Origin of the sequence: Marinomonas sp. UCMA 3892, assembly GCF_012726345.1 — a bacterium.
GTDB lineage: Bacteria > Pseudomonadota > Gammaproteobacteria > Pseudomonadales > Marinomonadaceae > Marinomonas.
Genome location: NZ_PTXN01000014.1, coordinates 85696 through 112689, shown reverse-complemented (window position 1 = coordinate 112689; position 26994 = coordinate 85696). Strand labels below are relative to the sequence as shown.

The window sequence follows — 26994 nt, the reverse complement described above, 5'->3', positions numbered from 1 at the left end:
TTTTACTATGAGAAAGAAAACATTTCGACTTGTGATTAGTTGTCCCGACAGAGTGGGGATTGTGGCGGCGGTGAGTCAATTTTTGAATGAACGCCAAGGCTCGATCATCGAAGCGAGTCACCACACAGATTTAGAGCAAAAGTGGTTTTTTATGCGTCACGATATTGATGCTGAAAGCTTAGATATTGACGTAGAAACCTTTCGCAAAGAATTTGCGCCAATAGCAGAAGAATTCAACATGCGTTGGTATGTGAAAGACAGTGAAGACCGCCCTAAAGTTGTCTTGTTGGCAACCAAAGAATCTCATTGCCTAAACGACATCATGCATCGCTGGCACACAGGCGAACTGAACTGTGAAATTGTTGGTGTTATCGCGAACCACGAAGACCTGCGTTCTATGGTTGAATGGTATAAGATTCCATATTTCTGCATTCCTGTGCCAAAAGAAGATAAGATGCCAGCTTTCCAAGAAATTGAAGCCTGCATTGATTCGACGCAAGCCGATACCATTGTATTAGCACGTTACATGCAGATCTTCCCGGAATACTTGTGTGAGAAGTATCGCCATAAGGTGATCAACATCCACCACAGCTTCTTGCCGTCTTTCATTGGTGCTAAGCCTTACCATCAGGCCGCCGTTCGCGGTGTGAAACTGATTGGTGCGACCTGCCACTACGTCACAGCTGACTTGGATGCAGGTCCGATTATCGAGCAAGATGTGATTCGTGTTCGTCACAGCCATGCCGCAGAAGACATGGTTCGTCTAGGCAAAGACATCGAAAAACTTGTACTTTCACGCGGTCTACGTTACCACTTGGAAGATCGTGTTCTGGTACATGGTAATAAAACCGTCGTGTTTGCTGAATAAGGCAATCATTGCAAAGTTTGTGAAAAGGGAAGGCTTGATGTCTTCCCTTTTTTTGGGCTTTCTGAGAGCGTTAAGCAATGACGAAGTTTGAGGTAGGAGAAACAGTTTCTTTTTTATTTTTTTGTAATCTTAATGGTAGAAAATTACCCTTCTTGAAAAAAGTGTCTATAGTCTATAGTGAACGATAAATGATCAATTGATTTAAATTTAAGAGACGGCATGGAATGTGAGGTGAACAATGAAACTCAAGTTAACGCCAACTCAAAACTTATGTGTTGGGTATCTAGAATCTGGTTTTAAATTGATCCAATTGGGTGAGCAATTTTATTTTATCAAAGGTGAACGCCGCCAAAAGGTATTACCAAAAACTTTAGACGCACTTGTCAATCGCGGTGCACTGGCTCACACCGAGCAGGGCGACTACATGCTCAGCGATGAATTCGTAGAACATCGCAAACGAATGCGTGAAATGAACGACCCAGAACAGACTCGTCATTAACAAAAGATCAACGACTACCTTGGCCCCATTTTGTCTACTCAGGTAAATGGGGCCTTTTTTATAGGCCCACGTAATTATTCCCTCCTCTTATTTGTTATTACCTTGCTCCAAGTTATATGGCGTTTCTTTTCGAAACTAAACGCCTACCTCATCGAAACGCCACATAACTTTCCGCGATCCTCAATTGTAGGTCTGCATGAAGGAGGTACGACCGTAATCAGGCGTTTTATTGAATTTGCGCTGGCAGCTCATTAGAAAGTCTTTTAGTATCAACAGATAACCAAATTAAATTAGACACATTTGGAGGTATAAAATGTCAACGATTGTCAGTAAGGAAGAAGCACATAAGCTGATTGATCAACTCCCTGCCAATGCAACATGGGATGACCTGATGCATGAAATATATGTTCGAGAAGCGATTGAAAAAGGGCTCGAAGATAGCAAGGCTGGAAGAACAAAGGGGGTTGCTGACATTAGAAAAAAATATGGATTGCCTGAATGAGAGTTCAATGGACTAAAACCGCAGAAGCTCATTTGGATGCAATTTATGCCAAGACTCAGAAACCTATGCACTGCAAACTGTGGATCGAATTACAAGGCGATCTGAACAGATTGGTGACTTTCCTCTATCAGGAAGAAAAGTGCCAGAATATGAGCTTGATCAAATAAGGGAGGTGTTCGCGGGTCCATATAGAATCATATATCATATTATGGCAGAGCAAATTGATATTGTTGCCGTGATCCATGGAGCAACGAACGTGCTGCAAGAATAAGAAGACTGTCCTTACTCGTGTTGTAAACCAACATTCCCTGTAGGTCTGCATGAGGGAGGCACGACCGTAATCAGACATAAAGCCTCGTAGCCACAACCTATTTTATCGAAACACCACATAACTTTCCGCACTACCAAATTGTAGGCCTGCATAAGGGATGCACGACCGTAATCAGGCGCTATAAACTCGCAATGACAACATACCTCATCGAAATACCAAACAATGTTCAGCACCCAAAATGTCGAGCCTTGGAATTTAGGGTCTGGAATTTAGGGTCAGATGAAAAATTCCCAACTCACCCGTAGGGCACGATAAGCGGAGCGTAATCTGCCGTTGGTCATAAAAGAATAACGTATTGAAGCTACGGACAAGTTTTTTCGTTTTTTTGTAGGTCACGGCATCAGCCCGACAATGTAATTAATTTCCTTCCATTTAGTTAGACATAAATACATTGCCTTGAAAACAGATCAGGTCATAAGGTCTGAGGGAATCGCTTGCCTCGCGGGTCAAATCGCGCTACAAAAGAGCAAATAAAGAATTAATATAGCGGCGATCAAAGACGATCTGAAGCGGCATAGTCCAGACAGACGTTGGTATTGAGCGAGTTATATAACAGGGAAGTCCCACCATGAAAAAAGCAAATCCCCTATATAGACAACGCAGCCGTTCAACAGTGGGTTATAGCCGCAGCTACGCTGCCGTATAACCCTTAATTGTTAGTTTTCTAGGGAAGATATGAGCAACGATTTGACCATAAAAGGCATTCTTTCAGAAAAACTTAATCGATTTTTAAATCCTAATTTCGATACTAAGTTTATATGGTTGTTATTGACGTCAGGAATAGCCCTTGTAAGTTACCAAAGGGTCATACAGTTAGGCTCAAGCTTAGAGATTCTCAAAGAAGATTTGTATATTAAACTTTCGCTGAATTCGGGCGTCGATAGTGTCTTTATAGTTATTGGTGCTTTTATGATCGTATCTTCAGTTGTTTTATTTACATTAAAGCAACTGAGTAATAAAACGGGCTCTTTCAAAAGATACAAAACGCTATCTAAAGCAGCTCGTGATATTCGACCATTGATGGATGATAATAGGAGAATATTTACCACGTTTGGACCTAATACAAGTGCTGGTAGCACAGATGAACTCCGTCACGATTACGAGGTATGGGAACAGTTAAAGCTCGATCAAATTGTTCCAAATAATGACAGCATATTGAGCATATTAAATAGAGTTAAAAAGCTAGACAAACGTGAAGAGTTAGTTGTTTCTGAAATGAAATCTCATATTCAAGCATTTAAGAAGCACTGCGAAGATCCAAGCTTCGATTATTCACAAAATCAATTTCCCATCGCTTTTTCAGATTTGATCTTGAGCTATTGTTCTTTTGGGAAAAATAGCTTAGAAAAGTATAAAACCTGGATTGTTGAACAATCCAAAATAAAAAATGCGAACATAGAGGCTGCATATATATTTGGTAGCGCCTTATATGGTGCCGAAAGTACCGACGTAGATTTGCTGATAAAAACAAAAGCAATAAAAGTAGAAGACATAAAAGTTGATGCTGACTTCTATGAAAAACTCAAGGATAGGTTTTATCTAGAGCAGGGGTTAAAATTGCACTTAAAAGTGTATTCTGAACTGGAAAAACGCTCATATGACGCATTTAAGGCCAAATTAGCTAAGACAATAAGGATAATTTGAGGTGGGAAGAAATTTATATTACACGATACCCAAGTATCTAGAAGATGCCCTAGATAACCACACTAAAGTTCGAGCTTGGCAACGAATCGATCATCCTAAAAATGACGATGATTTCATTTATCTAATCAAGAGAAATGATGGGCTATCAGATATAACTCTTCATGCATCGGATGAGTATTCCTACTCTCTGACGGACTACTTTCAAAAGCCAGCCCAAATTAGTCAAGGGGCATTTATTTTGATTGCTAGGCCTGAGGCTGGTTATGATGAGGCTATTGTTGAAATTGCTCAAAATGATCAAATAAGCATTGGGAAGTTCAGCGCATTAATGGGAGCTCTTTATATAGAAGAGCACTGGAATTATGTGCCGAAAGAGAGAAGAGAAGAAAACTAACAAGCGCATGTTGTCGGACTGGTTTTCCGCTACGCTCCAAACCAGCCGCAAATGCGGGCGTTAACTGTATTTCAGGAGGTAGTATGCAAGCAATGGATATAAGAGTTTTTGTACCAAGTAAGGATTACGATGAGTCACAATGCTTTTATCAGGCACTAGGCTTTGAAATGGAACCGGCTACCGGCGATCTATCCATTTTTAGCAACGGCAACTGCACATTCTTTCTTCAGCGATTTTACAACGAAGATTTTGCAAGTAACTTAATGCTGCAACTAATTGTTTCTGACATTCAGGAAGCATTCGTTACGGTATCAAGCATTGAGGGCTTAAATGTTAGATATGAACCAATTAAATTGGAACCTTGGGGTAAAGTCATTTATTTGTGGGGGCCATCAGGCGAGCTGTGGCATATTACCGAACTCAACAGTTAACAAAAACAGCCAAGGCGACGCCAAAAAGCGGCGCGCTTGCTGTTGGCGTTATGTGGCCCCGTACCAAGGAGTACCGAGTGAACGGTGAAGTAGTATCAATAGTTGGTTCTTCCTATTTTCAACCAATAACCGACCTCATTGAAAAACTGATTCAACATGATGATGGTCGTGAAGAAAATATAATGGCAGGGTATTACCAAAATGGGTATGCAACTTCAATTTGCCTTTTGTCTGTAGTGCTACTCGAATCTTATGTAATGCGCTGTAGATACATCCATCAAGTGAGCGAAAATAAACTCAAAACCTCCGTTATAAATTTTATAAAAAATACATATAGTGACTATCCATACGAAGAAGAAACTGTAGAAGTTTTTGTAATACGAGATTTGATTGCTCACAATCATTTATTAGAAACAACCTATATACTTACTGATGAGGGTATGCAAAAGAATGGAGTACGGCGATACAGTTCAGGCGACAATAAATTTAAAGTAAGTGTTGATATTGAAAGTGAAAAAACAAATTCACTACAGCTAAACACAATTCCTACAAAAGTCGGGTTAAGTGATGCAGTAAAAATACTCGATACGGTATGGAAAAACCTGATGTACCTTGAAAATAAAAGCCGAGATCAGTGTTACGTTTCACATCTTACTGTCAAGTTTAAGGGAAAGCGTGCAAGATTTTCTGACGTAATAAATTCGTTACAATAAAAGCCACATAACAAGCGCTTCAAATGGGACGCCTGCGGCGCCCCTTAAGCGGGCGTTAGCCATCAAAGGAATCGTAGAATTGAACCAGCAATTGAAAAATGAATTGCAGTCGATGCAACAGGAAGATCAACGAGTTTTGCAGGAATTAATTGATAGTGGGGAATTGGGAACCAATGATTACCACCCTAGAATGAAAGCAGTTCATGAAAAGAACAATGCACGCATCAAAGAAATTATCAACCAATATGGTTGGCCGGGTTTTAGTCTAGTCGGCAAAGAAGGTTCAAAGGCTGCCTGGTTAGTAATTCAGCATGCGGTTCTGGATACAGATTTCATGGATAAATGCTTACCCCTATTACAAGATGCAATAAATCAGGGTGAGTCAGAGGGATGGTGCTTGGCATACCTTCAAGATAGGGTTCTTACAATGTCTGGCAAGCCTCAAATATATGGCACCCAGCATGATATTGACGAAAATGGAATTGCCTATCCATTGCCAATTGAAGAGCCTGAAAATGTTGAAACGCTACGCAAGGAAGTAGGGCTTGAGTCACTTTCTGATGCTACGAGACGCATTCAAGAAAGACATAACACAACCGTGGCCAATCGTCGTAAAAATAATGGCTAACAAAGCAAATTCACTCGGACAGCAAAAGGGCCGCTTCGCATTGCTTTTTGCTTCCGGTGATTTGCGGCATTAGCCGATAAGGAGAGTCATGCTAGAAATGAAATTTTTTCGCTTATGTATCTAAATGACTGGTACTGGTGTGATAAGCCATTCGTCGAACGATTGGGAGATACGGATAAGTCAGAGAGATTGAAAGCACTTCATGCTGCTGCTAAATTCTACAAAGTCACTAGAAATTTCAAGAAGGTAGAAGAAGAAAATAGGCTTGTACTCGCTCTGGATCTATTCGAAAGTGTTCAAGGACCTGTCGACTCCGAAAATATAGTCAAGACCGTTAGCTATTTGAGTGAAGCACTAAAAGCTGAATATGATAAAACACTATCTCTGCATCATCAAAATTCTTATGGTTGCGCTTTAAAAGTCCAGTGATAATTTATGATAGTCGTGCATTGGGTTGGCTTAAAAGCAATGGATTTAAGCCAGAAGATAATTCTTATGCTAGTTTCCGTGAAAGCTGGCTCAGAGCTTTTTACGAAAAAGAGAAAGAAATTAAATTGTCATGCGTAGATTTACATACTGTTAAAAAATACAGTCATGCTAATACTGCTACCGATAAAGAAATCCAACAGCTTGTTACTGAAACATGGTTTCACGAGAGAGTGTTCGATAAATATCTTTGGTTTTATGGTAGTGGCGGCTAACAAGGCCAATCACAAAAGCCAGCAAGCTGGCTGGATTCGCTACGCTCGCCCGTGTTGGCAGCGTTAGGCACGACGATTAAGTCATCCATCCACTAAAGGATTAGTTCATGCAGCAAGATTTTCCTAGACCGCAAAACTACCCATACAAAGATGTTTTTTACTTTGATGGTGAAATTGCATTGATAAAAGGTCGTTACAAGGATTCCGAGAGCGACTCAATTGGTATGAGATGGATGGTCGGAGAGAGCGAGCTTGGATACCCAAGTACGTTCGGCAATGCAATGTGGATGGTTGTTCCTGATCAATTGGCAGGATTTATACTGGAAGGTATATTTAGTGATTTAGTGTCACTTCGCAAAAATATTAGAGATTTCCAAGAGTTCATGGATGCCTTGGATCTAATTAGAGATCGCAAAATAATTAGCGTTAATAGCACACGCACCTCTGAAAGCCAGCATTTACGAGGTTTTTAACAAGAGTGTACTTATCAAACCGATTTTTCAAAAGCCGTTATCAATTGAAGTGCGTTAAGGAAAAACGTTGAAAACAAGTATTCGTATCAGTTTGGCTCAGGTTCCTGTTGTTAAAGGTGATGTGACAGAAAATCTCGCACAGCATATTAAGATGATTGAGCAGTCTTCATTGTGCAAAGCCGATTTGGTGGTGTTTCCTGAGTTATCTTTGACAGGCTATGAGCTTGAACTTGCTCAAGAACTGGCTTTATCTGAAACATCACATGTGTTCGAAGTGTTATCTCAAGCAGCAGTAGATCATAATATTATTGTTCTCGCAGGGTGTCCTCTTAAAGTCACTCTTACATTGGGGAGAGACGCCAAACCAACTATTGGAGCGGTTATTTGTTTTCCTGATGGGACACGAGAGTTCTATGCTAAGCAGTATTTGCATGAAGGTGAGGGTAAGCATTGTTCGAGCGGTGTGGTTGACTGCGTCTTTACTGTAAATGGTTATCGAATTGCTTTGGCGATATGCGCGGATTTTGCGTCGCCAGAACACGCGCAAAAAGCACGCGAACTGGGTGTTGATATATACATTGCCAGCGCTTTAATATCTGAACGTGGCTTTGAAGCGGACGCCAAAATGTTGTCCTCCATCGCAGCGACACATGGTTTTCCTGTGCTTTTGAGCAACCATATATCTACAACGGGCGGTTGGGCGGCATGCGGTAATAACACAGTTTGGAATGCAAGTGGAGAGCGAGTTTTCAGCTCGGAGTCGAAAGAGCCTTGTGTCGTTTTATGTACAATGGCCGACCACAAGATAGACGCTATCAAAATATAATATTGAGACAAAAAGACCAGCATGTAGTTGGTAAACATTTGCATACTGGCGTTATATGCAAAAGGAGCATCTGTGATTAGTCCCGTTATACAAGAAGAAACCACAGGATGCGGGATTGCTTCTGTGGCTAATGTTGTTGGTAAAAGTTACGCGGAGATGAAGGCATTAGCGAATTCAATGGGTATTTATGCTTCTGATACATCGCTGTGGCCGGATACGCAATATGTCCGACATATGCTGTCCCGTGTTGGTGTTGAGGCTACTGAGAATGAAATCCTATTTGAATCTTGGGGCGCATTGCCTGATCTGGCGTTGTTGGCTATCAAGCATCATCAGGAAGAGGGGAGAGATTTTTGGCACTGGGTTGTTTTTAAACGTGTGGATGGGCGAGACCTTGTTCTCGATTCTGCTAGTTATTTGGCTTCTAAGGTTCGAACCGATTTTAACGAAATGCAGCCCAAGTGGTATATTGGACTCAAAACTATCAAACGTTAAGGGCCGTTAAGAAGGACCGTTCATAAGACACGCACTTTAGAAAGTCAGTATTTACAAGGTTGTTAACATGCGTATCCTGATAAAATGGTTAGGCAAAAAGGAGGGTTGGTTCATGAAGTTAATGGTCGTTGGGGCGAGTAAAGGCCTAGGTCGAGCTTTTGTAGAAGGGTTATGCACGGCTGGTGATAATGTTGTTGGTGTTTCACGCCTGCGTCCGAAAGAGCTTAAGCTGCCTGATTTCGTTAGTCTTGATTGGATCGAAGCGGACCTAGGAACCCCTCTGGAGGCAGCTTTAGAGATTGAGCGGCAAACTCCCCCGGAGCTGGATGTGCTTATATACAATCTGGGAGTCTGGGAAGAGACGGCTTTTACGGATGAGTACAAGTTTCTTGATGATTCTGATGAGAGCATTGTTGGGATGGTGAATATCAATATCACTGGAACCATACTGCTGCTAAAAAGGCTTATTCCCAAACTTCTCAATTCCACTAATCCTCGATTGATTCTTACTGGTTCAACATCCGGGCTTCGCCAGAGTGGACGTCCGGAAGTTACGTTTGGCGCGTCAAAGTTTGCCCTGACAGGTATTGGTGACGCATTGAGAGAGGGTTTCCGAAAGGACGGTTTAGCGGTTACTTGTTTACAGCTTGGCTACCTCAACACAGACGATGCTCTTTCTGTGCCATTGGATGAAGCCGCTCTCCGAGGTAACGGACAACTTGTACCCGTTCACGACGTAGTCAACGTTGTAAATACCCTCATTAACATGTCTAGCGCGTCTTACGTCCGTGAACTTGTGCTGCCTGCTATATATGATGAACGGTTTTGACGTCTATTTAGTAGAAGCCTAACAATCGCAGTCACAGCGACGGCTTTTCCGCTGCGGCTTTGCCTTCACTACAAAGCCGCGCGTGCTGCGGGCGTTAGCCTTATGAGCATAAACATTACTTTTCAGAAGCCTATCTTATTAACGCGTTCACTTTTAAATATCACATCGCAAATGCTTACCGAGGCTGGTCCCGTCAGGTCACGCCTCGTTCCTCGTCTCATCAGACCTACGTGATCGGTTGGGCGAATGTTTGTCTGATCATATTTTATCAATGAGGCTTAGAATTACTAATGAGTCGTACGATTAAACAATTGTTCAAGGGCTACTTATTACAGTTGGAGACGATTGTTAATAAAGTACCGTCCGAGTTGTTCTCTGAGTCTTTAACGGATGATATGTTTTCTCTTGAGATGAACGCAAAAATCGCAGCCAATTTTGTGTTGAGGGGATATTACCCGCTATTGGGGAAAGAGGCCGTTACATTAATGTCTGATGAGGTGGGGAAAGCCGCTGTTGTTCGTCAAATCATTGAAACGAGAGCGATGTTAGAAAATCTTCCTGACATTCGTTGTTTTGATGATAGTAAATTTTTGAATGATAAAGCGGGTTTTTCAGAAGTTCAGCTATGCCAGTCAGATTTTATTCATCAATACATAGTGCCTAATTTCTTCTTTCATATGGGTATAGTCTACGCTATTGCTAAAAGTAATGGAGTAGCGGTGAGTAAAGGGGATTTTGATGGTCTTCATTCTTACCCTGCTGATTTTAGTTTTGTAAGCAGTTAAGCATGGCAGTTTGGCGTTATACATTGCGTATTAAATTAGGCGATTAGAAGGATTTAAATTTCATGATTACTTGTTATGTCAGGTACGTGATTGACCCGAAAAAGGTTAAAGAATTTGAAGAATACGCAAGAATGTGGATTCCACTTGTTGAGAAGTTCGGTGGTCAACACAATGGCTATTTCCTACCGTCAGAAGGTGCGAATAATATAGCTCTAGCTTTGTTCACATTTGAAAGCTTATCAGAATACGAAGAGTATCGTCTTAAATCTCTAAATGATCCCGAGTGTATTGAGGCTTTTAAGTTTGCAGATAAAGTCGATTGCATTATTAGCTACGAACGTAGTTTTTTCAGACCAGTGCTTGGTTAGGAAAGCATTGTTCACCATCTGAGCGGGCGTTATGTGTCAAGGAGAGTTCACTAATTGGAAATATTGATATTCGCAGGGATCGTCGTTTTATTAGCGTGTATTTCGGCTGGGCCATGTTTACTAGTCTGGTCATTGTCAGCGAAATGGCTTCCTGAAAAGTATTACTTTCCGCCTATTAAAATGACGTTTTTATGTGTGGTGTTGTCTTTGGTTACCGCATACGCCATTAATTTTGAGCTTGAGGGAGGTAGCATTTCCATTCCCATGCTAATTCTATTCCTATCAACTATTTGGTCAGTTGTTTTGCTGCCGATACTTTTAGTATTTAATTTTTTTGCACAAGATTCTTGCAGTAAGAGAAACACATAACAAACTACTTAAATAGGTTCTGGCCACAAAAAGCGTGGCCTCCATCATACTTGATTGCGTTCGCCGTTTAGCGGGGCGATAAATATCCTCTTAACCAGACATTAGTCCTACCAGCTTGGACATTACTTGGAAATCTATATTGTTTGAAGCTAACCTTATTGAGGCTGGTTCCGTCAGATCACGCCTCGTTCCTCGTCTCATCTGACCTACGTTATGCTTAATCAATTTGTATTTAAGGGATTGTGCGCAGTCACACCGTGACTTGAAGATGGAGTGGCAATAAACCATCTTCATTCACTCCAAAAATAACGGAGTCTGTCTCGTTCTATTTTAGGCGATTCAGACTCCAATCCTTCTATTTCTAACCTTTCCCAATCACTGCACTGACTTTGGTGTTTGTGTGAATAGGTAGCTCACGGCTTGTGCCAGTTGCGGGCTGACGTGTCCACTGCGTAGCAGTGTCCAAAGTGGTTGTTTGGTTTCTGGGTGTTGGCTTAGTTCTGCGGCGATTTGTTTGAAGGCGATGAAGCCATCTTCTCGGTGCGCCAGTTTTTCCATGATAATGCGCAGTAACTGCGGGTTATGGCCTAACCAATGTGGGCATTTTGCGGCGAGGGCAGCGATAGGGTGAAGGTCGTCGTCTTTGCATTCTGCTAGGCTGCCAAGCAATCCAAACAGTGGTAATAATAGTGTGTCGTTTAAGTCAGCTCTGGATAGGGCGCGCAGGTAGCTTGCTTGCATCAAGGTATCTTGTTCGGTTTGCAGTTGCGTGATAAGCGTATCTTGCAATTCGCTTAATAGAGTTTCGTGCTCAAGAGCGTGACATAGGGCACTAACAACTGGTTTGGCTGCTTGTTGAATGGCTTTTTCGATTAGCGCTTGATACTTGTCTTCATCGACTCTGGCGGCAAGTTCGGCTATGCCTTGTAGGCCCAGTGTTTGCCAGCTGTCGTCTTCTTGGCTTAAGTCTGAGGAAAGGTATTTCACCACGTCATCAAAGTAGTGTGATGGCGCTTTGTGAAGGTCTTTGCCTAGAATGGCGTGCAAGCTTGCCATGCGTTCTTGATCTGGTTTGAAGGCATAAGGGCTGTCTTCAAGTGCTTCTGATAATCCCGCTTCTTCGCCTTTGTGTAATATTTTATCGACAATGCTTTTGATAAAGTGATCCCGCGTACCAAGGTTCAGACAGCCTGCTTCGTCGAGTGGTAACTTGATAAACCAAATAACGCCTTGCTTTATGATGTCTTCTTTTTTGCTTTTGTTACCTTGTTCGTTGCCCATGTTTAGTAAGCACGCCAACCAAGCATGTTGACGGAAAGGAAATGGGTAAGCTTGTTGCTTGCGGTCGAATTGGATCGCTTGTTGCGGGGTGATTTTGGTGATGTTGCGACCAATGTCGTAGTAGCTTACATCACAACCGACCATATCAAATAAGTCAGACAGAGATTCAATTTTGTTCATGATAAAGTTTTGGCTCTTGTTGCCGCTTTTATTTGCGCTCTATATTGTCCGTAAAAGCGCAATTATGCGTGTAAATAAAAATACGTTATATTACCGTTTTTCAAAGGAGAAAGCAGGTTGAAAAAAGCCTTTTCTGACCATCATTTGTTAGCCGATTTATTGATGGACTTGCAAATGGCAATGCAAGATTGCGATGTTTGGCTATGTGAAGAACCAACAAAAGAAGCGTTACAAAGTTCAGAGCCTTTTTGTATTGATACCATGAGATTCGAGCAATGGTTACGTTTTGTGATGATAGAACGCTTTAAAACTATGTTGGCAACAGGAAGTGATTTGCCTGTACGTTGTCATATTTCTCCCATGGCGGAGGAAGCTTTTAAGGATAAACCACACGCTAAAGTTCGCCATATAGTCACATGCTTAAACCGCATTGATCAGCATCTAAGTGGTACTTTGTGATATCAAATCGGGTTCATCACCCATTAGTCAAAGATCTTGCTTGGCTGGTGGAAGGGCATTATATCGAGCGTGATTTTGATCTTCAGCCTTATTGGGTTGCGGATGTGAATGAGCGTTTGTTAATACTGGATCAGGATCCAGAGTCTCTTGTAACTGCAATGGCAGCTTGTAAATCCCATTTTCTTGGTAGTTATTTTGAGACGTTATTTTCGTTTGCGATAGCGCATTTATCACATTTAAAAATACATTTGGAGCATTTTCAAATTGTAAATGAAGGGAAAACGTTGGGTGAAGTAGACATGTTGGTTGAAACGCCTAATGGTGAGCTTCATCAATTCGAAATAGCGATTAAGTTTTATTTAGAAAGGCCTGATCTTTTTCCTCATGATTGGATCGGGCCAAACAAGAATGACAGTTTATTAAAGAAGGTCACGAGAGCTAGAGAGCATCAGTTACAGATCTTGCAAACGGAAGAAGGGATTTCTGCAATTGAAGGAGTTGCTAAAGGTCGGCATCCTATTTCCAATCTTTTGGTTTTTGGTCGCTTGTATTCTGCTTTAAATAGTAAAGAGGAGGTTGATGCGTGGCTTAAGCAGAGTGATCGTGGTGGTTGGATTCGTGTGTCTAATATTAGTTTGCTCATGCCGTTTTTTTCGGATTTTTTAATCTTACAAAAGCCTAATTGGTTGTCTGTACCTAATATAAATGATAATTTTTCTTCCAATTCTCTACAATCTGCCTACAATCTTGTAGGGGAATTCCTACTTGATGATCGCCCACGGCATGTTTTTCTTATGTCGGCTCTTTATAAAACAGACCAAATACATCGAAATGTATTTATTGTGCCTGATTCATGGTGACAGATTCGATAGAGTCTATTCCTAAAATGTATGAACCGTATTCTATTAGTAGTATCTATAACAAATGACCGATTTATCTACATTATTGCATCGTAAGATGCCATTAGCTGCTTGGATTATAGATATAGAGCAATCAAGCGTGCCATGGTGTAATGAAGCGGCAGAAGTTCTATTAATGGATTCTCTGAGTGATATTAAATCCGGCCAACGTGTGATTGGGGCCGAGTTAAAAAATCGTTTGTCTTTGTATTTAGAAACGCTCGATGTAGGAAAGACACTCCCTTTTAAATGGCCGTTTGTTTCAGTAGAAAGTTCTCATTCTAGTCTTCTTTCGCATTTTACCACTTTGTCCTTCGCTGTTTTTGAACAGAGTGGCATTTATCTAGAAGCCAGTAAGTGCTTTACAGAGCAATTTGGTGACATTGAGCATGTACGGGATTTATTTGCTGTAGCTGGTGCCGCAAACAGCTTTATTGGTCGTTTAGCTCAACGGGAGAGCTTATCTCAAGAGATAAGGCTGTCTACAAAAAATGGCGTTCGTTGGCACAAAATTGAAGTCTCACATCAGCCAATGACAAACGTTGTGTATTTATTAACTCATGATATTCAAGAAGAAAGAGACCATGAAGTCGCGCTTTATCGACTGAATAATTACGATGGCTTAACTCATTTACCGAATAGAAATTTGCTGTATCAGCAGCTAGAAAGTGCACTAGTGAATGCTCGTAAACGTCATCGCCAATTTGGTCTTTTGTACTTAGATTTAGATGGCTTTAAGGTTATCAATGACAACTTTGGTCATAGAGTCGGTGATGAGCTTATTCAGCGTGTTGCAGAACGGATCAAAGGTAGTATTCCCTCTAGCGCTTGTTTATATCGGTTGGGGGGGGATGAGTTTGTGGTGGTATTGGAAAATACCAATGAAATTGAAGAACTAGAAAGCATTGCCCAAAGTATTATGCAAAATGCGAGTAATACTTATCCTGTGGCAAAAATGGAAATGATGATTACCGCGAGTATTGGTATCGCAAGTTATCCCCAGCATGCGGATGATGTAGATAATTTACTCAAAAATGCGGATGCCGCCATGTATCGAGCCAAGTCTACTGGACACAACATGTATTGTGTTTATGAGGATCACATGGCCGACAATATCAATGCGCATCTCACATTGGGTGGCGGCTTACGAAAGGCGATAGAGGAAGAGCAATTCATTCTTCATTATCAGCCGAAGATTCGACTCCCAGATGAAATCGTTGTAGGCGCAGAAGCCTTGATTCGCTGGGTCCATCCTGAACTTGGGATGATTAGCCCAGATCAATTTATTCCACTAGCAGAAGAGAGTGGTTTGATTCTTCCTTTGGGTGAATGGGTTATTCGAAGGGCCTGTCGTCAGCTGCAAGAATGGCGTGAAGCTGGTTTGGATCCTATTAAGTTGTCAGTTAACTTGTCTAGTCGTCAATTTATGCAAGCAGATTTGGTTGATATGGTGCAAAGGGCACTGGAAGAAACCGGAGTGGATTCTGAGTATCTTGAGCTTGAATTAACAGAAAGTATGTTGATGGCGGATGCCCAGCAATCGATTGAAAAGTTGCATAGCTTTCGTAAGTTGGGGCTGACGCTGTCTATTGACGATTTTGGTACGGGCTATTCATCTCTTGCATACTTGAAAAAATTCCCAATCCAAACGCTAAAAATAGATAGATCTTTTATTCATGATCTAGGTTTGGATTGCGATAACGATGCTATTGTGAAGGCCACTATAGCAATGGCGAATAGTTTAAATTTAAAGGTGATCGCCGAGGGGGTGGAAAACCGCTCACAAGTCGATGTCTTGAATGGTTACGATTGCCAAGAGGTTCAAGGTTATTTGTTTTCTAAACCTTTATCCAGTGATGACTTTCTTATGTATCTGAAAGCCCACAGTGTGAAGGTTTAGGCGCTATAAATGAAAATGAAACGTCGAGATAAGAAAGCTTTATGGCGGTGGATTTTTTGATGTTCTGCTTGCGGCTAATAGGTTATTCTTCTTGCTCAAGCGCTAATTAATAAACTATGGGTACACTGTGTCGACGCTCGAAAACCTTTCTTGTCCGATAGATGCCGCACTGCTCACTCGTAATGGGCGAGTCTTAACGTGCGAACATGGACACACCTATGACTTAGCTAAAACCGGCTACGTTAATCTTCTTCCTGTACAAAACAAACGCTCTAAAGACCCAGGTGATAGCAAAGAGATGGTCGCCGCGCGGCAAAACTTCTTAAATCAGCAGCACTACTTTCCCATTGTTAGTGCGATTTTATCTTCTTGGCCAGCAGATCATTTAGTTAATGGTGTTCGAATTCTCGATGCTGGTTGTGGGGAAGGTTATTATCTCAGCGAAATTGGTAAAGCTTTAAGTAATCAAGGTATTAGTGCCGAGCGCACAGGTCTTGATATTTCAAAGTGGGCTATTGTCGCTGCTAGTAAGCGTGACAAAGCGGTCAGTTGGTTAGTCGGTAGTAATGCGAGCTTACCGGCTCCTGATGGGCGTTACGATTTAGTGTTGTGCCTGTTTGGTTTCCCAGTTTTTAAGGAGTTTTCTCGAGTACTCAGTGAAGATGGCTTGATGCTGCTGGTAGAGTCTGGCCCAAATCATCTCATCGAATTACGTAAAATACTTTATCCATCGATTCACGAATACAAACAAACTTTTTCTGAGGGTGTGGCGGATTTTGAGTTGGTTTTGGAACAAGTAGAAACCTTTACTTTTACCCTAGATTCGCAAGAAAAAATTCAAGATTTATTAAGTATGACACCTCATATTCATAAGGCGTCGTACGAAGGTCGAGAAGCTGTAAAACTGCTCGATTCTATCATCCTCACTGCGGACATTAAGCTTCGCTGGTATCGAAAGAAAATTAAGGAAGTGAATCATGTCTAGCCATTTAGATGACCTTTTTAATAAAAACAGAGAGTGGGCTGCTAAAGTAACCGCTGAAGATCCAGAGTTTTTTTCAACGTTATCAAAGCAGCAGCAACCCGAATATCTCTGGATTGGTTGTGCAGACAGTCGAGTTCCTGCTAACCAAATTGTTGACTTATTGCCTGGTGAAGTTTTTGTTCACCGTAATATTGCCAATGTTGTAGTGCATACCGATTTGAACTGTTTATCGGTTATTCAATTTGCGGTTGATGTGTTGAAAGTGAAGCACATCATGGTGGTTGGTCATTATGGTTGTGGTGGTATTAAAGCTGCAATGGGCTCTGAAGAGCACGGTATGATAGACAACTGGTTGCGTCACATTAAAGACGTATACCGTTTACACAGAGTCGAATTGGACGCGATAGAAGACGAGCACACTCGTTTTGATCGTATGTGCGAGTTGAATGTGGTTGAACAGGTTGCCAACGTTTGCCAGAGTAGTATTGTGCAAAATGCTTGGAAAATTGGCCAAGAATTGCATGTACATGGTTGGTGTTACAGCATCGAAGATGGTCATATTACCGACCTGAAGCGAACGGTATCTAGTGCACAAGAGTCACTTGAGCAAATGAATAACATGTAAAAACTAAGTCGGCGGTACATCGCGAACTTTCTTTAAAAGCAAAAAAACGAGCCATGTGCTCGTTTTTTATTGTCAGTCACTTTTGCTGTCTTCTAGAGACTATAGAAGGTATCTAGAGTAGGGAGTTACAGGTTGTTGTTTTCGGCAATAGTGCGAGCGCAACCAGCAATAGTAGAACGTAGCCAAATATGACCTGGGTCGTGTTGTAGTAATGGGCTCCACAGCATTTTTAGTTCTACTGGCGGAATGTCAAACGGTGGAGGCAAAACAACAACGCTAGTATTGTCTTTCATCAAGCGAGTTGCCAATGACGGCAAGGTAGCAATTAAACCAAGCTGTTCTGTGGCGCGCATGGCGACGTTGTAGTTACGGGTAAACAGACGAATGTTGCGTTTAAAACCTAAGTCTGCCAGTGAACCATCTACCCAGCCTAGTTTTTGAACTTCTTCTGGCTGAATACCAACACCTACGCCAAAACCTGTTTTACTCACCCAAACGTGAGGTGAAGCAAGATAGGTTTCTAGAGAAAAGTTTTTAGCAATCTCTGAATCAGCGGGAACCAAACAAGAGAAATGATCAACCCAAACTGATTTTTGGTGAAAGGATTGTGGTAAGACATCGAAGCGGTTGATGACCAAATCGACTTTGCCTTTTTCAACATCATGAAAGCTCACATCACTTGGGTTCATCACATCAAGAATGACGTTTGGCGCTTCGGCTTGGAGCTTTTTCATTAGTGGTGGAATCAGTGTGGCTTCAGCGTAATCACTGGCCATAATACGAAAAACACGAGAGCTGGATTCCGCTTCAAAGCTTTGTCCTAGGTGTAGAACTTCATCAACCGATTGTAAGATGCTTTGAACACGTGGCTGCAATTGAATAGCCAGAGCAGTTGGCATCATGCCATCACTGGTTCTGACTAATAGTGGGTCATGAAATAGATCTCTTAAACGTCTTAGTCCATTGCTCATCGCCGGCTGTGTAATGCCTAGCTGATTTGCTGCGTGGGTTACATTTTGCTCCCGTAATAAGGAGTCTAAATAACGAAGTAAGTTAAGATCTATTTTATCTAACTGCATAAGGGAAGGGGCCCATGTCCACTAATCGTAGGGGCTGCATGATACTTCATTTTGCCAATGAATAGAATGATAACCCTTACGTTAGTGAGGCATTATGAGGTTACTTGGCGAGTTGCTCTATAACTTCATAGCAAGCGCCCATGGTGTGATAGTCGGTTTTGCCTGCTGGGCTCTTGCAGTCATCGAAGGCTTTATTATCTTGAGTTAGAATTCTAAACCAAGCGCCGTATTGATGGTCGATCATGTGGGACCAGCTGTATTGCCAAAGTTGTTGGTATTTATCCCAATAATGCTCTTCTTTGGTGGCGAGGGCTAACATAGCCGCAGCAGCGAAGGATTCAGCTTGAACCCAAAAATACTTGTCACCGTCGCAAATATTGCCTTCTGGATTGTAGCCATAACAAAGGCCGCCGTTGGTTTCATCCCAGGATTTTTTCCACGCTGAATTGAACAGTTTTTGAGCCGTGGGAACCAACCAGTCTAGTGGCGAGCGCTGGTTGATCAAAAGTAGCAATTTGGCCCATTCTGTCTGGTGACCGGGTTGAAATCCCCAAGGACGGAATAAGTGTTTTGGGTCTGCTTTGTTGTAGTCCCAGTCAACTTGCCAATCCATCGTGTAGTGTTCCCAAATTTCTCCACCAGCGAGAGCGGCTTGGCGCAAGCAAATGTTATTTGCTAATAACTTAGCGCGTTCAAGATAATGAGGCTCTTGTGTGGCGTCGTAAGCAGCAAGCAGTGCTTCGCAGCTGTGCATGTTGGCGTTTTGACCGCGATAGGGCGAAACATTTTGCCAATCGCTGGATATTTCGTCTTTGTATAAGCCAAACTCAGCATCCCAAAAATGTTTTTCCATGGTATCAAAGGTTTCTTGAATCCATGGTTTTGCTTCTTCTACACCAGCTTTATAAGCGGTTGCATAAGCGAGCATAACAAAGGCAAAGCCATAACAATGATTGGTTTCATCAAGATTTTTGTCTTTGTTTAGCAGCCAAACATAACCACCATTTTCTCGGCGATGACGATTTCTCAAATAGCTTAAGCCGTGACGTGTCGTCTCTAAATACTCGGCTTTTCCTTCTGCTTGATACGCCTTTGCGTAATTGAAAACGAAACGCGTACTGGTAACCAAGTGGCGAGTATCTGTATCGTATATGTCGCCATTATCTTTGAAAAATTGAAAAAAACCACCTGCAGGATCAATACAGTTTGGGTGATAGAATTGCATCGTTGATTGGATGTGGTCTTTTAAAAAAGCGATAGATGTAAACTCTGGAAAAGAAGGCATGATTTCGTCCTTTACTTTGGCTCTGCTGTATAATGCGAGCCTTTTTATTTTTGTTTAAGTTGTTTATAAGATCTAATACTGATTTCTCATCTTAATGGGTTATATTATTAAATCAATTAGATTTATTAAATGAGGACAATCCTTTGATGTATTTGCGTAATGTTATTAGCGCAGTAGAGAAAATGTTCCTAGTTTACGGGCTCAATATGAGAGTAGGGTTATATGAAATCGTCAGGTAGTACTTCTGAACAAAGCCGCATTTATAATGAGCGTATCATTCTTCATTTAGTTCGACAGCACCCCGAAATTTCCCGAGTAAAGATTGCAGAGCAAACGGGGCTGAGTGCTCAGACGATTTCCGTGATCACGTCATCTTTGCTTGAGAGACAATTGCTACAAGTCGACGGCAAAGTAAAAGGCCGTCGTGGTCAGCCTTCAATAAAACTTAGTATCAACAAAAAAGGCGCTTATGGCTTAGGTATTAATGTTGATCGCGACCATATCAGTGCTGCTTTGCTAGATTTTAGTGGTGAATGTGTTTTGTTGTTAGAGCGAATAGTGTCTTTTCCCACCGAAAATTTAGCGAAGAAAATCGCTCAAGATCTAATTGAAGAAGTGAAAACAACGTTAGGTGAAGACTGGAGCAAGGTTCAAGGAATTGGTCTGGCAAGACCTGACTATATGGATTCTTGGCTAGAAACCTTGGTGACGGACTCTGACCAAAGAGCGGATTTGAGCAATCTAAAAGCCGCCTTGGCTTATTGGCAATCGGATGCGTTTGAATCTTGGCTGACGGATTTAACTGGCGTGCCATGTTTCTGCGAAAACGACGCTGTTGCCGCGGCGACCAGTGAGTTGTTACTGGCGTCTGTTGCACCACAGCGTGACTTCTTTTACCTCTTCGTCAGTACTGCTTGCGGTGGTAGTTTTGTAGCCAATGGTGAGTGTTACTTTGGTGCTCATGGAAAAGCCGGTAGCTTTGGTTTAATTCCTACCGCAACAGGAAAGCATGGCAAATGGATTCTTGAGGCGTTATCACTGTCTTCGTTGCGGCGTTTCTTTGCTGATAAGCAAATTCAGTGGCCTTCGACTGATGATCTGTGGCTTGAACCTCAATACACTACACTTATCGAACAATGGGCGAGCGAGGTGGCCTTCGAAGTGACTCCAGCTTTGGCCTCGGTGGTTGCTTTATACGATCCAGAGGCGATATTGATTGGTGGACGTTTGCCATCGCCAGTATTAGCAGCATTAATTATTTGTATCGAAAATAGGTTAACCGCACACAGTATGCTGCCTTTGCCAGCGATTCGTATTGCTCAAACGGGTCATACCGCCGGTGTTTTGGGTGCGGCAGTGTTGCCTTTGTATGGAAGCTTTGCTCCCCAGCAAAACCTATTATTGCTAAGTTCTAAATCCGCAGTTTTAGCCTCTTAAAAAGAGAGCGAAAGAGAAAACCAAAGAGAGAAGTAATGAGATTAGAAATACAATGTGAAGACAGAATAGGTATGGTACGAGAGGCTCTCGATCTATTTATTCCTCATGGTATCGATATGCGCTTAGTGGAAGTGGATACCAAGCGACGTTGTATTTATTGTGGCTTTTCCGATATACCTTTCTCAAAACTACAGCTGTTATTGGCTGATATTCGTCGCTTAGACAGCGTTGAGGATGTCAAAACCGTGATGTTTACGCCATCTGAAAGAGAGCATAATGCGCTTTATACTTTATTAGAAGCTTTGCCTGATGGTGTGATTTCGGTTGATTTGAAGGGCAATATCACTATGGTGACAGAGCTGGCCGCGGAAGACCTAAATGTCCCTGTGCTGAACCTGCTACACAAACCTGTTCAGCAGTTTATTAAGGGAATTAATGTATCCAAGGACACCTGGGCGAACCCACGAGATGGCATGAGTAAACGGATTCGCATTCGCAACAAAACCTTATTGCTGGAAATGAAGCCGATTTTTGTCAGTGACGCCGAAGGTGTTGCCAATCCTGCTGGCACTGTGATTTATCTGAAATCTAAAACACGTTTGGATCGTCAAGCTGAAAGCTTAAAACAAGCTCCAGACGCGGAAAATTATTTAGAAAACTATTTCCGACCAGCGGTGATGAAAAGTGAAGCAATGAGACGAACCTTGCTTCAAGCTAAAGCGTTTGCAGAAGTGCCAATGCCTTTATTGGTGCAAGGGGAAGTTGGTACTGGTAAGCGAGATTTGGTTGATGCGCTGTTTCAGTATTGGCAAAAGTATCAGGGAGACAGAGAGGCTCAACTGATTGTTCGTCATGCGCGAGAATTTGTCAGAGAAGATATGAACAAGCTAGATAAAATATCGGGCTGGTTTGTTATTGAAGATATTGAATGTCTTGATGAGCAGGTACAGTTAGATCTGGCCAGTTGGTTGTCTCGTCATCCTGGTGAAAGTACCAGTCTTGATAGTAATGTTCGTTTAATCAGTTTGTCTTCGATAAGTCAAACGCAGCTTAGTAATAGCGAGACATTAAATAAAACACTGTATTTCTCTTTGGCAACCTTGGTACTGTCTATGCCATCGCTTCGAGATCGCAAAGAGGATATAGAAGGACTTATTCAGCAAGTAATATCAGCTCAGGCTGAACGTTATCGTTTGCCCGTACCTTCTATTTCAAAAGGTGCTTTAACCAAGTTGGCTTTATATTCTTGGCCGGGTAATTTGAAAGAATTACAAAATACTTGCTTACAAACCTTACTGACAATCAAAGACAAAGAGTGGCAAGCTGAAGATATTCTGTTACCAGAAAACAATTACATGGTAGACATGGCTTTGATTGATGATTCGTTAGAAGTGACAGTGAAGCAATGGGAAGCTGAATTATTGAAGCGACTTTATCCCAATTTCCCAAGTACAAGGCGACTAGCCAAGGCGGTTGGTATGAGTCACAGTGCAATTGCGAACAAACTAAAAGAGTACGAGATAAATACATAAATGCCAGATTGAAAAGGTTTCAATCTGGCAAATAGATAGAATGGAGAAAGGGTTATTTAGTATGGGCGTCTATGACGTGGTACTGGACGACGTACTTCTTTGCGCTCAATTTTGATTGGTTGTAGCTTTGTTTTCGGTTGTGCTGTGTGTTTCTGGATATTGGCTACCAAGAAAGCAATTGCTGCGCAGGGAGCGACGAATAACAAAAATTCAAACATGGCATTTCTCCAAACTAATTATTCTTTTAACAATCATGATTCAAAATGATCGTTGGGTAAAGGCAATTATGTAGTCTTTTAGTTAATGGAGGAGAGTTTTTGTAAATCAACCCCTGCATTTAAGATTACAAGTTATACCTTTTTCTTAGATACCTTGCTACACCATCTTCATCATGATGACCAATGACATCGGTCGCAGCATCTTTCACATGAAGCAATGCGTTATCAGTTGCAAAGGCTTCATCAGAGGCAGAGAACATAGACAGATCATTGTCTCCATCTCCAAATACTACCAACCTTTCGGCACCAATTTCTGCTTTTAGTTCCATCAACGCAGAACCTTTACACACATTGCTATGGTGTATGTCTAGCCAAAATGCGTCAGGGGTGTAAATCCCACCACCAGAATAGGCGGTTAAGTGACTGTGTTTTTGGCTATCTAGGACAATTTTTTCAATAAACTCAGGTCGACCCATCGCACTAATATTGGTAATTCTTGCGCTATGAGATAGCTCCGCGATTGGATGAAGGCTCATATTTTTATGATTGCCCAGCTCATTGGCGATGTGATCGCTCAAATGTCCTGTCAGCGGTGAATGGTAAACCTTGTGTGAACCATCGTCCTCTAGGCAGAAGATAAAAGGCGTGACGTCGTTTTCTTCAAAAGAAGTAAGGAGCTCTGATATATGTCCTTGTGACAGCAGGTTACGATGACGGTAAAGGTTTTGTTGAGGATCCCACCATTCAACACCGTTTTTGAATATCTGCCAGTTAGGAAATTCATGGCCTTCAATGCAAGGCATGGCGGCAAAGTGAGTACGGCCTGTTGCAACCGTGTAGAAAACCCCTGCGGCTTTTAAACGTTCTAGGGTGTCTAGCGTGTAGTCAGAAAGACGTTGATGCCGATTCAGTAGGGTTCCGTCTAGATCAAATGCTACTAATTCCATAATTACCTCATATGTATGCTTATAGACTATCGCATTGCCTTAGCTGAATATTCAAGTGCCTTTTTAGTTTCTGTGTAGGTTTTCTTTCATGTTTTTTAATCGCTTACTTAGTGCAGGCTGAGAAATTCCAAGCATTCTTGCTGCTAATGATTGGTTGTTGCTTGCTCTTTTCATTGCTTCTTCGACTAATAAATCTGCCATATTGCTTAGAGTTGGTAACTGTGTGTTGCTTGGAAATTGAACTGGACTTTCCGTGAAAGCCAAATGATTCTCTTTGCTTAAAAGTGGCTCGAAAGGAGTGCAATTGAGTTTGTTTGATGTGCTTTGGCTAACTGCATCATATACAAGTGCTTTTAGTTCACGGGCATTACCTGGAAAAGTGTACTGAGATAAACTTACAGATAAACTTTTTGGTGCAGTTAAAGCTGGTTTATTCATTTCTTCACAAGCTAATTTGATAAAGTGATCAATTAATAAAGGAAGATCGGCTAAACGCTCTCTTAGTGGTGGTATGTTGACCATATGAGTTTTTAAGCGAAAGAATAAATCTTTTCGAAATTTGCCTTCAGCTTGTAGCTCTTCTAATTTTTGATGTGTAGCAACTACTATCCTTGCTTCCATTCTTTTTGGTTTATCACTTCCAACAGGATAGTATTCACCTTCTTGTAGAAGCCGCAGAAGCTTAATCTGAGAGGCTAAGCTTAAGTCGCCAATCTCATCAAGGAATAGCGTTCCGTTTGCTGCTTTTTCGACTAGCCCTAGTCGTGTTTTGTCTGCGCCTGTGAAGGCACCACGAGAGTGGCCAAAGAGTGTATCTGCAAATACGTTGTCATCTACACCCGCTACGTTGACACTCACTAGTGGGCCTGAACAGTTGCTTAATTCGTGAATGACATTAGCGATTAACTCTTTACCGACACCACTTTCACCTGAAATTAAAACTGGCTGGCGTGTGCTAGCGATAGACTCGATATAACGAAAAACTGACCACATTACTTGATCTGAAGTGATTATTTTTGAAAAAATATCAGGTCTTTCTAGTTCATTGGATAGAATTTGTGAGCGCAAAGCTTGATTTTCTAGAGTGAGTTCTTGGGTATGGATTGCCCGTTTTAAGCCATCTAGAATTTGATTTTGATCCGAGGTTTTTACAAAATAGTCGAAGGCTCCTTGTTTGACACACTCTACCGCTGAATCTACTTGGTTTACACCGCTTATAATGATGACGCACACATTAGGGTATTCTTCTTTTAACCATGACAATACTTTTTGACCTGAAATTCTCGGCATGGTGAGATCCAATAAAACCAAACCAACATCCTCCTTCTCCATGAGTGAGGGGACTAGGCTTGGATCTGAACAGGTCATTAAATTGTTATACCCTTGTCTTTCTAAGGTTAATGACATGCTTCGAAGAAAAGCAACTTCATCATCAACTAATAAAATCTTAAATTGCGGGTAGAGATTATATTTCATGAAAGGCTCTTATTTTATATAGATGATTCTGAGTGAACAGTATTGATAAAAGTGCCTTCCATTGCATCATTTGGCTTATAAATGGGGAAAGAAACAGTGACGCTGGTGCCTTTATTTAACTCAGAATCAAAAGCTAATGTACCATGATGTGCTTTTATGATAGCAGAAGAAACAGACAAGCCCAGCCCTGTCCCGCCTTGCTCTCTCTTTGTCGTGAAGAATGGGTCTGTTAAACGCAGAATGTTTGCTGGATCAATGCCTCGTCCTTCATCCTCAATAACAAGAATAACCTCTTTTTCATCTAAGCTCTGAGTGGTGGTGACTCGAATGGCTTCTGTGCGTTTTTCAACTGCGTCGCAAGCATTGATTATTAGGTTAATGATAACTTGTTCTACCCGTTGAGCACTTCCGATAATAATTGGATTGCGTTTATCTAAGTACAGTTCAAAATCATCTGTAGTGTTTCGAATAGTCGTATCTACCAAGCGAATAGCGGTAGATACGACTTCATTGAGGTTCACTTCTTGAGTTATTTCATTTGGTTCTTCACGAGCAAAATCTTTTAAATCATTCACTATGTTTCGAATTCTTAAGGTGCTTTGATCCATTTCGTCTAATAAATATGGTAACTCCTGACTCAAACGATCAAATCTAAGGCCCGCTAATGAAAAATTCGGATCTTCTTTCGCGTATTGAGCTAGATAGGGTAGAGCATCTTCCCAAGCTGATTTTAGAATAGGAAGATTAAGCATAAGCAAGCCTGTTGGGTTGTTTATTTCGTGTGCCACACCAGACACAAGTACACCTAATGACGCCATTTTATCGGCTTGTATTAGCTGTTCTTGCTGCGCTTTTAATTGGGAAGACCGCTTTTCAACTTCTTTTCGCAGCATCGCATTCCATATACCTATGGCGCCGATTGCCAACAATAAAGCGATAATAATATAGGCCGCATACAATCCTAATTCTTTCCATGGGAAGGACGACTGTTGTAATGCTCCAAACCATTTCTCATGAATTTTTTGTTGCTGGCCAGTATTTCTAAGGATGGCTAAGCCTTCATTGAAAATAGCAATTAGCTCTTCATTTTTTTGCAAAGCACCATAACTTAAACGTTGACCTGATATTGGACTCGCTATGGCATGAATATTATTAAGCTTCATCTCTTTGCTGAGATAAAGGCTGGGGGAGTTTGCTGTTAATGCGTAATCATGTTTACCTGAAGCAAGTAAGCGTAACGCTTCTTCATGAGTCTTAACGGGAATAATGATGGCTTGAATATTATTATCAAGAAGGTATTCATGCATGATGCTAGCATTTTGAACTATTACTTCTTTGTTTTTAAGTTGCGAAACATCATTAATTGAAGGGGAGTTTTTGCGGGCGAATATTGAGTAATTAATTATAGAGTGTGGAGAAGAAAAGAGGATGTTCTGCGCTCGTTCATCTGAGTAAGCTATTCCTTGAAGTATGTCAAAATGACCAGAGTGCAAGCCTTTTAATATGCTTTGCCAATCTGCCATTTCGATTTCGACATGAACACCCATTACTTCCGCAATGGCTTTTGTTAATTCAACGGTATAACCCGTTGGTTCTCCATCTTCACCAGCAAATTCGTAGGGTGGAAAGTTGTAATCAGCTCCCACTGAAATCATTCTTTTTCCAGAGTGTCCTGTAAAGCTATCTTCTGCGGATAGCTCGCTAGAAAGTGTTGCTAGGCTTAGAAAAAAGCAAAGTAAAAAGACAAGCTTGTGTATTTTTAAAAGGCTTTGCATGTAGAGAAAATCTTCTTTTATGAATGTTATTGAGGCGAATACTAACGGTATCGGCTCAAT

The 26994-nt window shown here is 41.5% G+C and carries 30 protein-coding genes; 23 read left to right on the top strand and 7 right to left on the bottom strand.

What is annotated here, in order from left to right; translation table 11 throughout:
- The first annotated feature begins 7 nt into the window (after positions 1-7).
- The 16 genes from purU to B6N13_RS18130 all read left to right on the top strand — a co-directional run bounded on the left by purU (position 8) and on the right by B6N13_RS18130 (position 10487).
- A complete protein-coding gene (purU, locus tag B6N13_RS18205) occupies positions 8-868 on the top strand; it encodes a formyltetrahydrofolate deformylase (RefSeq protein WP_169460217.1) in 861 nt (286 codons plus the stop codon).
- A 238-nt stretch (positions 869-1106) separates the two neighbouring features.
- The gene (locus tag B6N13_RS18200) at positions 1107-1367 is read left to right on the top strand and encodes a formyltetrahydrofolate deformylase (RefSeq protein WP_169460216.1); all 261 of its coding nucleotides are present in this window, start codon (positions 1107-1109) and stop codon (positions 1365-1367) included.
- Positions 1368-1680: 313 nt separating this feature from the next.
- Complete coding sequence (locus B6N13_RS18195; protein WP_111607702.1) at positions 1681-1869, top strand: hypothetical protein; 189 nt, start codon at positions 1681-1683, stop codon at positions 1867-1869.
- Complete coding sequence (locus tag B6N13_RS23435) at positions 1866-2036, top strand: hypothetical protein (protein ID WP_248280382.1); 171 nt, start codon at positions 1866-1868, stop codon at positions 2034-2036. Before B6N13_RS18195 ends, B6N13_RS23435 begins: the two co-directional genes overlap by 4 nt.
- An 839-nt stretch (positions 2037-2875) precedes the next feature.
- On the top strand, positions 2876-3844 hold the full coding sequence (locus tag B6N13_RS18185; RefSeq protein WP_169460215.1) for a hypothetical protein: 969 nt from the start codon (positions 2876-2878) through the stop codon (positions 3842-3844).
- Between the two features lies 1 nt (position 3845).
- Positions 3846-4238 (top strand): hypothetical protein, encoded by a 393-nt coding sequence (locus tag B6N13_RS18180; RefSeq protein ID WP_169460214.1) that lies wholly within the window; start codon positions 3846-3848, stop codon positions 4236-4238.
- A gap of 83 nt (positions 4239-4321) precedes the next feature.
- The gene (locus tag B6N13_RS18175) at positions 4322-4669 is read left to right on the top strand and encodes a lactoylglutathione lyase (RefSeq protein WP_169460213.1); all 348 of its coding nucleotides are present in this window, start codon (positions 4322-4324) and stop codon (positions 4667-4669) included.
- 77 nt (positions 4670-4746) lie between these two features.
- Complete coding sequence (locus B6N13_RS18170) at positions 4747-5382, top strand: hypothetical protein (protein WP_169460212.1); 636 nt, start codon at positions 4747-4749, stop codon at positions 5380-5382.
- Positions 5383-5461: 79 nt separating this feature from the next.
- Positions 5462-6010 (top strand): DUF6624 domain-containing protein, encoded by a 549-nt coding sequence (locus B6N13_RS18165; RefSeq protein WP_169460211.1) that lies wholly within the window; start codon positions 5462-5464, stop codon positions 6008-6010.
- A gap of 425 nt (positions 6011-6435) precedes the next feature.
- The gene (locus tag B6N13_RS18160) at positions 6436-6711 is read left to right on the top strand and encodes a hypothetical protein (protein WP_169460210.1); all 276 of its coding nucleotides are present in this window, start codon (positions 6436-6438) and stop codon (positions 6709-6711) included.
- 107 nt (positions 6712-6818) lie between these two features.
- On the top strand, positions 6819-7184 hold the full coding sequence (locus B6N13_RS18155; protein WP_169460209.1) for a hypothetical protein: 366 nt from the start codon (positions 6819-6821) through the stop codon (positions 7182-7184).
- A 67-nt stretch (positions 7185-7251) separates the two neighbouring features.
- A complete protein-coding gene (locus B6N13_RS18150) occupies positions 7252-8010 on the top strand; it encodes a carbon-nitrogen hydrolase family protein (RefSeq protein ID WP_169460208.1) in 759 nt (252 codons plus the stop codon).
- A 72-nt stretch (positions 8011-8082) separates the two neighbouring features.
- A complete protein-coding gene (locus B6N13_RS18145; RefSeq protein WP_169460207.1) occupies positions 8083-8505 on the top strand; it encodes a hypothetical protein in 423 nt (140 codons plus the stop codon).
- Between the two features lie 112 nt (positions 8506-8617).
- Positions 8618-9334 (top strand): SDR family oxidoreductase, encoded by a 717-nt coding sequence (locus tag B6N13_RS18140; protein WP_138773101.1) that lies wholly within the window; start codon positions 8618-8620, stop codon positions 9332-9334.
- Positions 9335-9624: 290 nt separating this feature from the next.
- Positions 9625-10119: a DUF1993 family protein gene (locus B6N13_RS18135; protein ID WP_169460206.1), complete on the top strand. Its 495-nt coding sequence runs from the start codon at positions 9625-9627 to the stop codon at positions 10117-10119.
- A 62-nt stretch (positions 10120-10181) separates the two neighbouring features.
- The gene (locus B6N13_RS18130; protein ID WP_169460205.1) at positions 10182-10487 is read left to right on the top strand and encodes an NIPSNAP family protein; all 306 of its coding nucleotides are present in this window, start codon (positions 10182-10184) and stop codon (positions 10485-10487) included.
- 744 nt (positions 10488-11231) lie between these two features.
- Here the strand turns inward: B6N13_RS18130 and B6N13_RS18125 are convergent.
- Complete coding sequence (locus B6N13_RS18125) at positions 11232-12317, bottom strand: DUF3549 family protein (RefSeq protein WP_169460204.1); 1086 nt, start codon at positions 12315-12317, stop codon at positions 11232-11234.
- A gap of 117 nt (positions 12318-12434) precedes the next feature.
- On the opposite strand from B6N13_RS18125, the gene B6N13_RS18120 reads away from it, so the two are divergent.
- The 5 genes from B6N13_RS18120 (at position 12435) to can (ending at position 17185) form a co-directional block, all read left to right on the top strand.
- Positions 12435-12776 carry a YqcC family protein gene (locus B6N13_RS18120; RefSeq protein ID WP_012069457.1) on the top strand — a complete coding sequence of 114 codons (342 nt, stop codon included), beginning with the start codon at positions 12435-12437 and terminating at the stop codon, positions 12774-12776.
- Entirely contained in the window at positions 12773-13636 is an 864-nt protein-coding gene (locus tag B6N13_RS18115) for a DUF1853 family protein (protein ID WP_169460203.1), read from the top strand. The genes B6N13_RS18120 and B6N13_RS18115 overlap by 4 nt, the downstream gene beginning before the upstream one ends.
- A gap of 64 nt (positions 13637-13700) precedes the next feature.
- A complete protein-coding gene (locus B6N13_RS18110; protein WP_169460202.1) occupies positions 13701-15575 on the top strand; it encodes an EAL domain-containing protein in 1875 nt (624 codons plus the stop codon).
- A gap of 127 nt (positions 15576-15702) precedes the next feature.
- Positions 15703-16560 (top strand): putative RNA methyltransferase, encoded by an 858-nt coding sequence (locus B6N13_RS18105; protein ID WP_169460201.1) that lies wholly within the window; start codon positions 15703-15705, stop codon positions 16558-16560.
- On the top strand, positions 16553-17185 hold the full coding sequence (gene can, locus B6N13_RS18100; protein ID WP_012069461.1) for a carbonate dehydratase: 633 nt from the start codon (positions 16553-16555) through the stop codon (positions 17183-17185). The genes B6N13_RS18105 and can overlap by 8 nt, the downstream gene beginning before the upstream one ends.
- Positions 17186-17310: 125 nt before the next feature.
- Here can and B6N13_RS18095 read toward each other — a convergent pair whose 3' ends face one another.
- Positions 17311-18264 (bottom strand): LysR family transcriptional regulator, encoded by a 954-nt coding sequence (locus B6N13_RS18095; protein WP_012069462.1) that lies wholly within the window; start codon positions 18262-18264, stop codon positions 17311-17313.
- Between the two features lie 100 nt (positions 18265-18364).
- Entirely contained in the window at positions 18365-19549 is a 1185-nt protein-coding gene (locus tag B6N13_RS18090) for an AGE family epimerase/isomerase (RefSeq protein WP_169460200.1), read from the bottom strand.
- A gap of 222 nt (positions 19550-19771) precedes the next feature.
- Here B6N13_RS18090 and B6N13_RS18085 point away from each other — a divergent pair, with 222 nt between their 5' ends.
- Together B6N13_RS18085 and B6N13_RS18080 are read left to right on the top strand one after the other, a co-directional pair.
- On the top strand, positions 19772-20986 hold the full coding sequence (locus B6N13_RS18085) for an ROK family transcriptional regulator (protein WP_169460199.1): 1215 nt from the start codon (positions 19772-19774) through the stop codon (positions 20984-20986).
- Between the two features lie 35 nt (positions 20987-21021).
- Positions 21022-22518 carry a TyrR/PhhR family helix-turn-helix DNA-binding protein gene (locus B6N13_RS18080; protein WP_169460198.1) on the top strand — a complete coding sequence of 499 codons (1497 nt, stop codon included), beginning with the start codon at positions 21022-21024 and terminating at the stop codon, positions 22516-22518.
- A 56-nt stretch (positions 22519-22574) separates the two neighbouring features.
- Here the strand turns inward: B6N13_RS18080 and B6N13_RS18075 are convergent, their stop codons facing one another.
- From B6N13_RS18075 to B6N13_RS18060, 4 genes are all read right to left on the bottom strand, one after another.
- Entirely contained in the window at positions 22575-22736 is a 162-nt protein-coding gene (locus tag B6N13_RS18075; protein ID WP_169460197.1) for a hypothetical protein, read from the bottom strand.
- Between the two features lie 125 nt (positions 22737-22861).
- Positions 22862-23683 carry an HAD-IIB family hydrolase gene (locus tag B6N13_RS18070; protein ID WP_169460196.1) on the bottom strand — a complete coding sequence of 274 codons (822 nt, stop codon included), beginning with the start codon at positions 23681-23683 and terminating at the stop codon, positions 22862-22864.
- Positions 23684-23746: 63 nt separating this feature from the next.
- Positions 23747-25159 carry a sigma-54 dependent transcriptional regulator gene (locus tag B6N13_RS18065; RefSeq protein ID WP_169460195.1) on the bottom strand — a complete coding sequence of 471 codons (1413 nt, stop codon included), beginning with the start codon at positions 25157-25159 and terminating at the stop codon, positions 23747-23749.
- Between the two features lie 14 nt (positions 25160-25173).
- Positions 25174-26814, bottom strand: a complete 1641-nt coding sequence (locus B6N13_RS18060; protein ID WP_248280381.1) for a transporter substrate-binding domain-containing protein — start codon at positions 26812-26814, stop codon at positions 25174-25176.
- Between the last annotated feature and the right edge of the window lie 180 nt (positions 26815-26994).

Excerpts from the sequence above, each read along its gene's own strand:
- purU (WP_169460217.1), top strand. The coding sequence starts at position 8 with ATGAGAAAGAAAACATTTCGACTTGTGATTAGTTGTCCCGACAGAGTG.
- B6N13_RS18200 (WP_169460216.1), top strand. The coding sequence starts at position 1,107 with ATGAAACTCAAGTTAACGCCAACTCAAAACTTATGTGTTGGGTATCTA.
- B6N13_RS18195 (WP_111607702.1), top strand. The coding sequence starts at position 1,681 with ATGTCAACGATTGTCAGTAAGGAAGAAGCACATAAGCTGATTGATCAA.
- B6N13_RS23435 (WP_248280382.1), top strand. The coding sequence starts at position 1,866 with ATGAGAGTTCAATGGACTAAAACCGCAGAAGCTCATTTGGATGCAATT.
- B6N13_RS18185 (WP_169460215.1), top strand. The coding sequence starts at position 2,876 with ATGAGCAACGATTTGACCATAAAAGGCATTCTTTCAGAAAAACTTAAT.
- B6N13_RS18175 (WP_169460213.1), top strand. The coding sequence starts at position 4,322 with ATGCAAGCAATGGATATAAGAGTTTTTGTACCAAGTAAGGATTACGAT.
- B6N13_RS18155 (WP_169460209.1), top strand. The coding sequence starts at position 6,819 with ATGCAGCAAGATTTTCCTAGACCGCAAAACTACCCATACAAAGATGTT.
- B6N13_RS18140 (WP_138773101.1), top strand. The coding sequence starts at position 8,618 with ATGAAGTTAATGGTCGTTGGGGCGAGTAAAGGCCTAGGTCGAGCTTTT.
- B6N13_RS18135 (WP_169460206.1), top strand. The coding sequence starts at position 9,625 with ATGAGTCGTACGATTAAACAATTGTTCAAGGGCTACTTATTACAGTTG.
- B6N13_RS18130 (WP_169460205.1), top strand. The coding sequence starts at position 10,182 with ATGATTACTTGTTATGTCAGGTACGTGATTGACCCGAAAAAGGTTAAA.
- B6N13_RS18125 (WP_169460204.1), bottom strand. The coding sequence starts at position 12,317 with ATGAACAAAATTGAATCTCTGTCTGACTTATTTGATATGGTCGGTTGT.
- B6N13_RS18110 (WP_169460202.1), top strand. The coding sequence starts at position 13,701 with ATGACCGATTTATCTACATTATTGCATCGTAAGATGCCATTAGCTGCT.
- can (WP_012069461.1), top strand. The coding sequence starts at position 16,553 with ATGTCTAGCCATTTAGATGACCTTTTTAATAAAAACAGAGAGTGGGCT.
- B6N13_RS18095 (WP_012069462.1), bottom strand. The coding sequence starts at position 18,264 with ATGCAGTTAGATAAAATAGATCTTAACTTACTTCGTTATTTAGACTCC.
- B6N13_RS18090 (WP_169460200.1), bottom strand. The coding sequence starts at position 19,549 with ATGCCTTCTTTTCCAGAGTTTACATCTATCGCTTTTTTAAAAGACCAC.
- B6N13_RS18085 (WP_169460199.1), top strand. The coding sequence starts at position 19,772 with ATGAAATCGTCAGGTAGTACTTCTGAACAAAGCCGCATTTATAATGAG.
- B6N13_RS18080 (WP_169460198.1), top strand. The coding sequence starts at position 21,022 with ATGAGATTAGAAATACAATGTGAAGACAGAATAGGTATGGTACGAGAG.
- B6N13_RS18075 (WP_169460197.1), bottom strand. The coding sequence starts at position 22,736 with ATGTTTGAATTTTTGTTATTCGTCGCTCCCTGCGCAGCAATTGCTTTC.
- B6N13_RS18070 (WP_169460196.1), bottom strand. The coding sequence starts at position 23,683 with ATGGAATTAGTAGCATTTGATCTAGACGGAACCCTACTGAATCGGCAT.
- B6N13_RS18065 (WP_169460195.1), bottom strand. The coding sequence starts at position 25,159 with ATGAAATATAATCTCTACCCGCAATTTAAGATTTTATTAGTTGATGAT.
- B6N13_RS18060 (WP_248280381.1), bottom strand. The coding sequence starts at position 26,814 with ATGATTTCAGTGGGAGCTGATTACAACTTTCCACCCTACGAATTTGCT.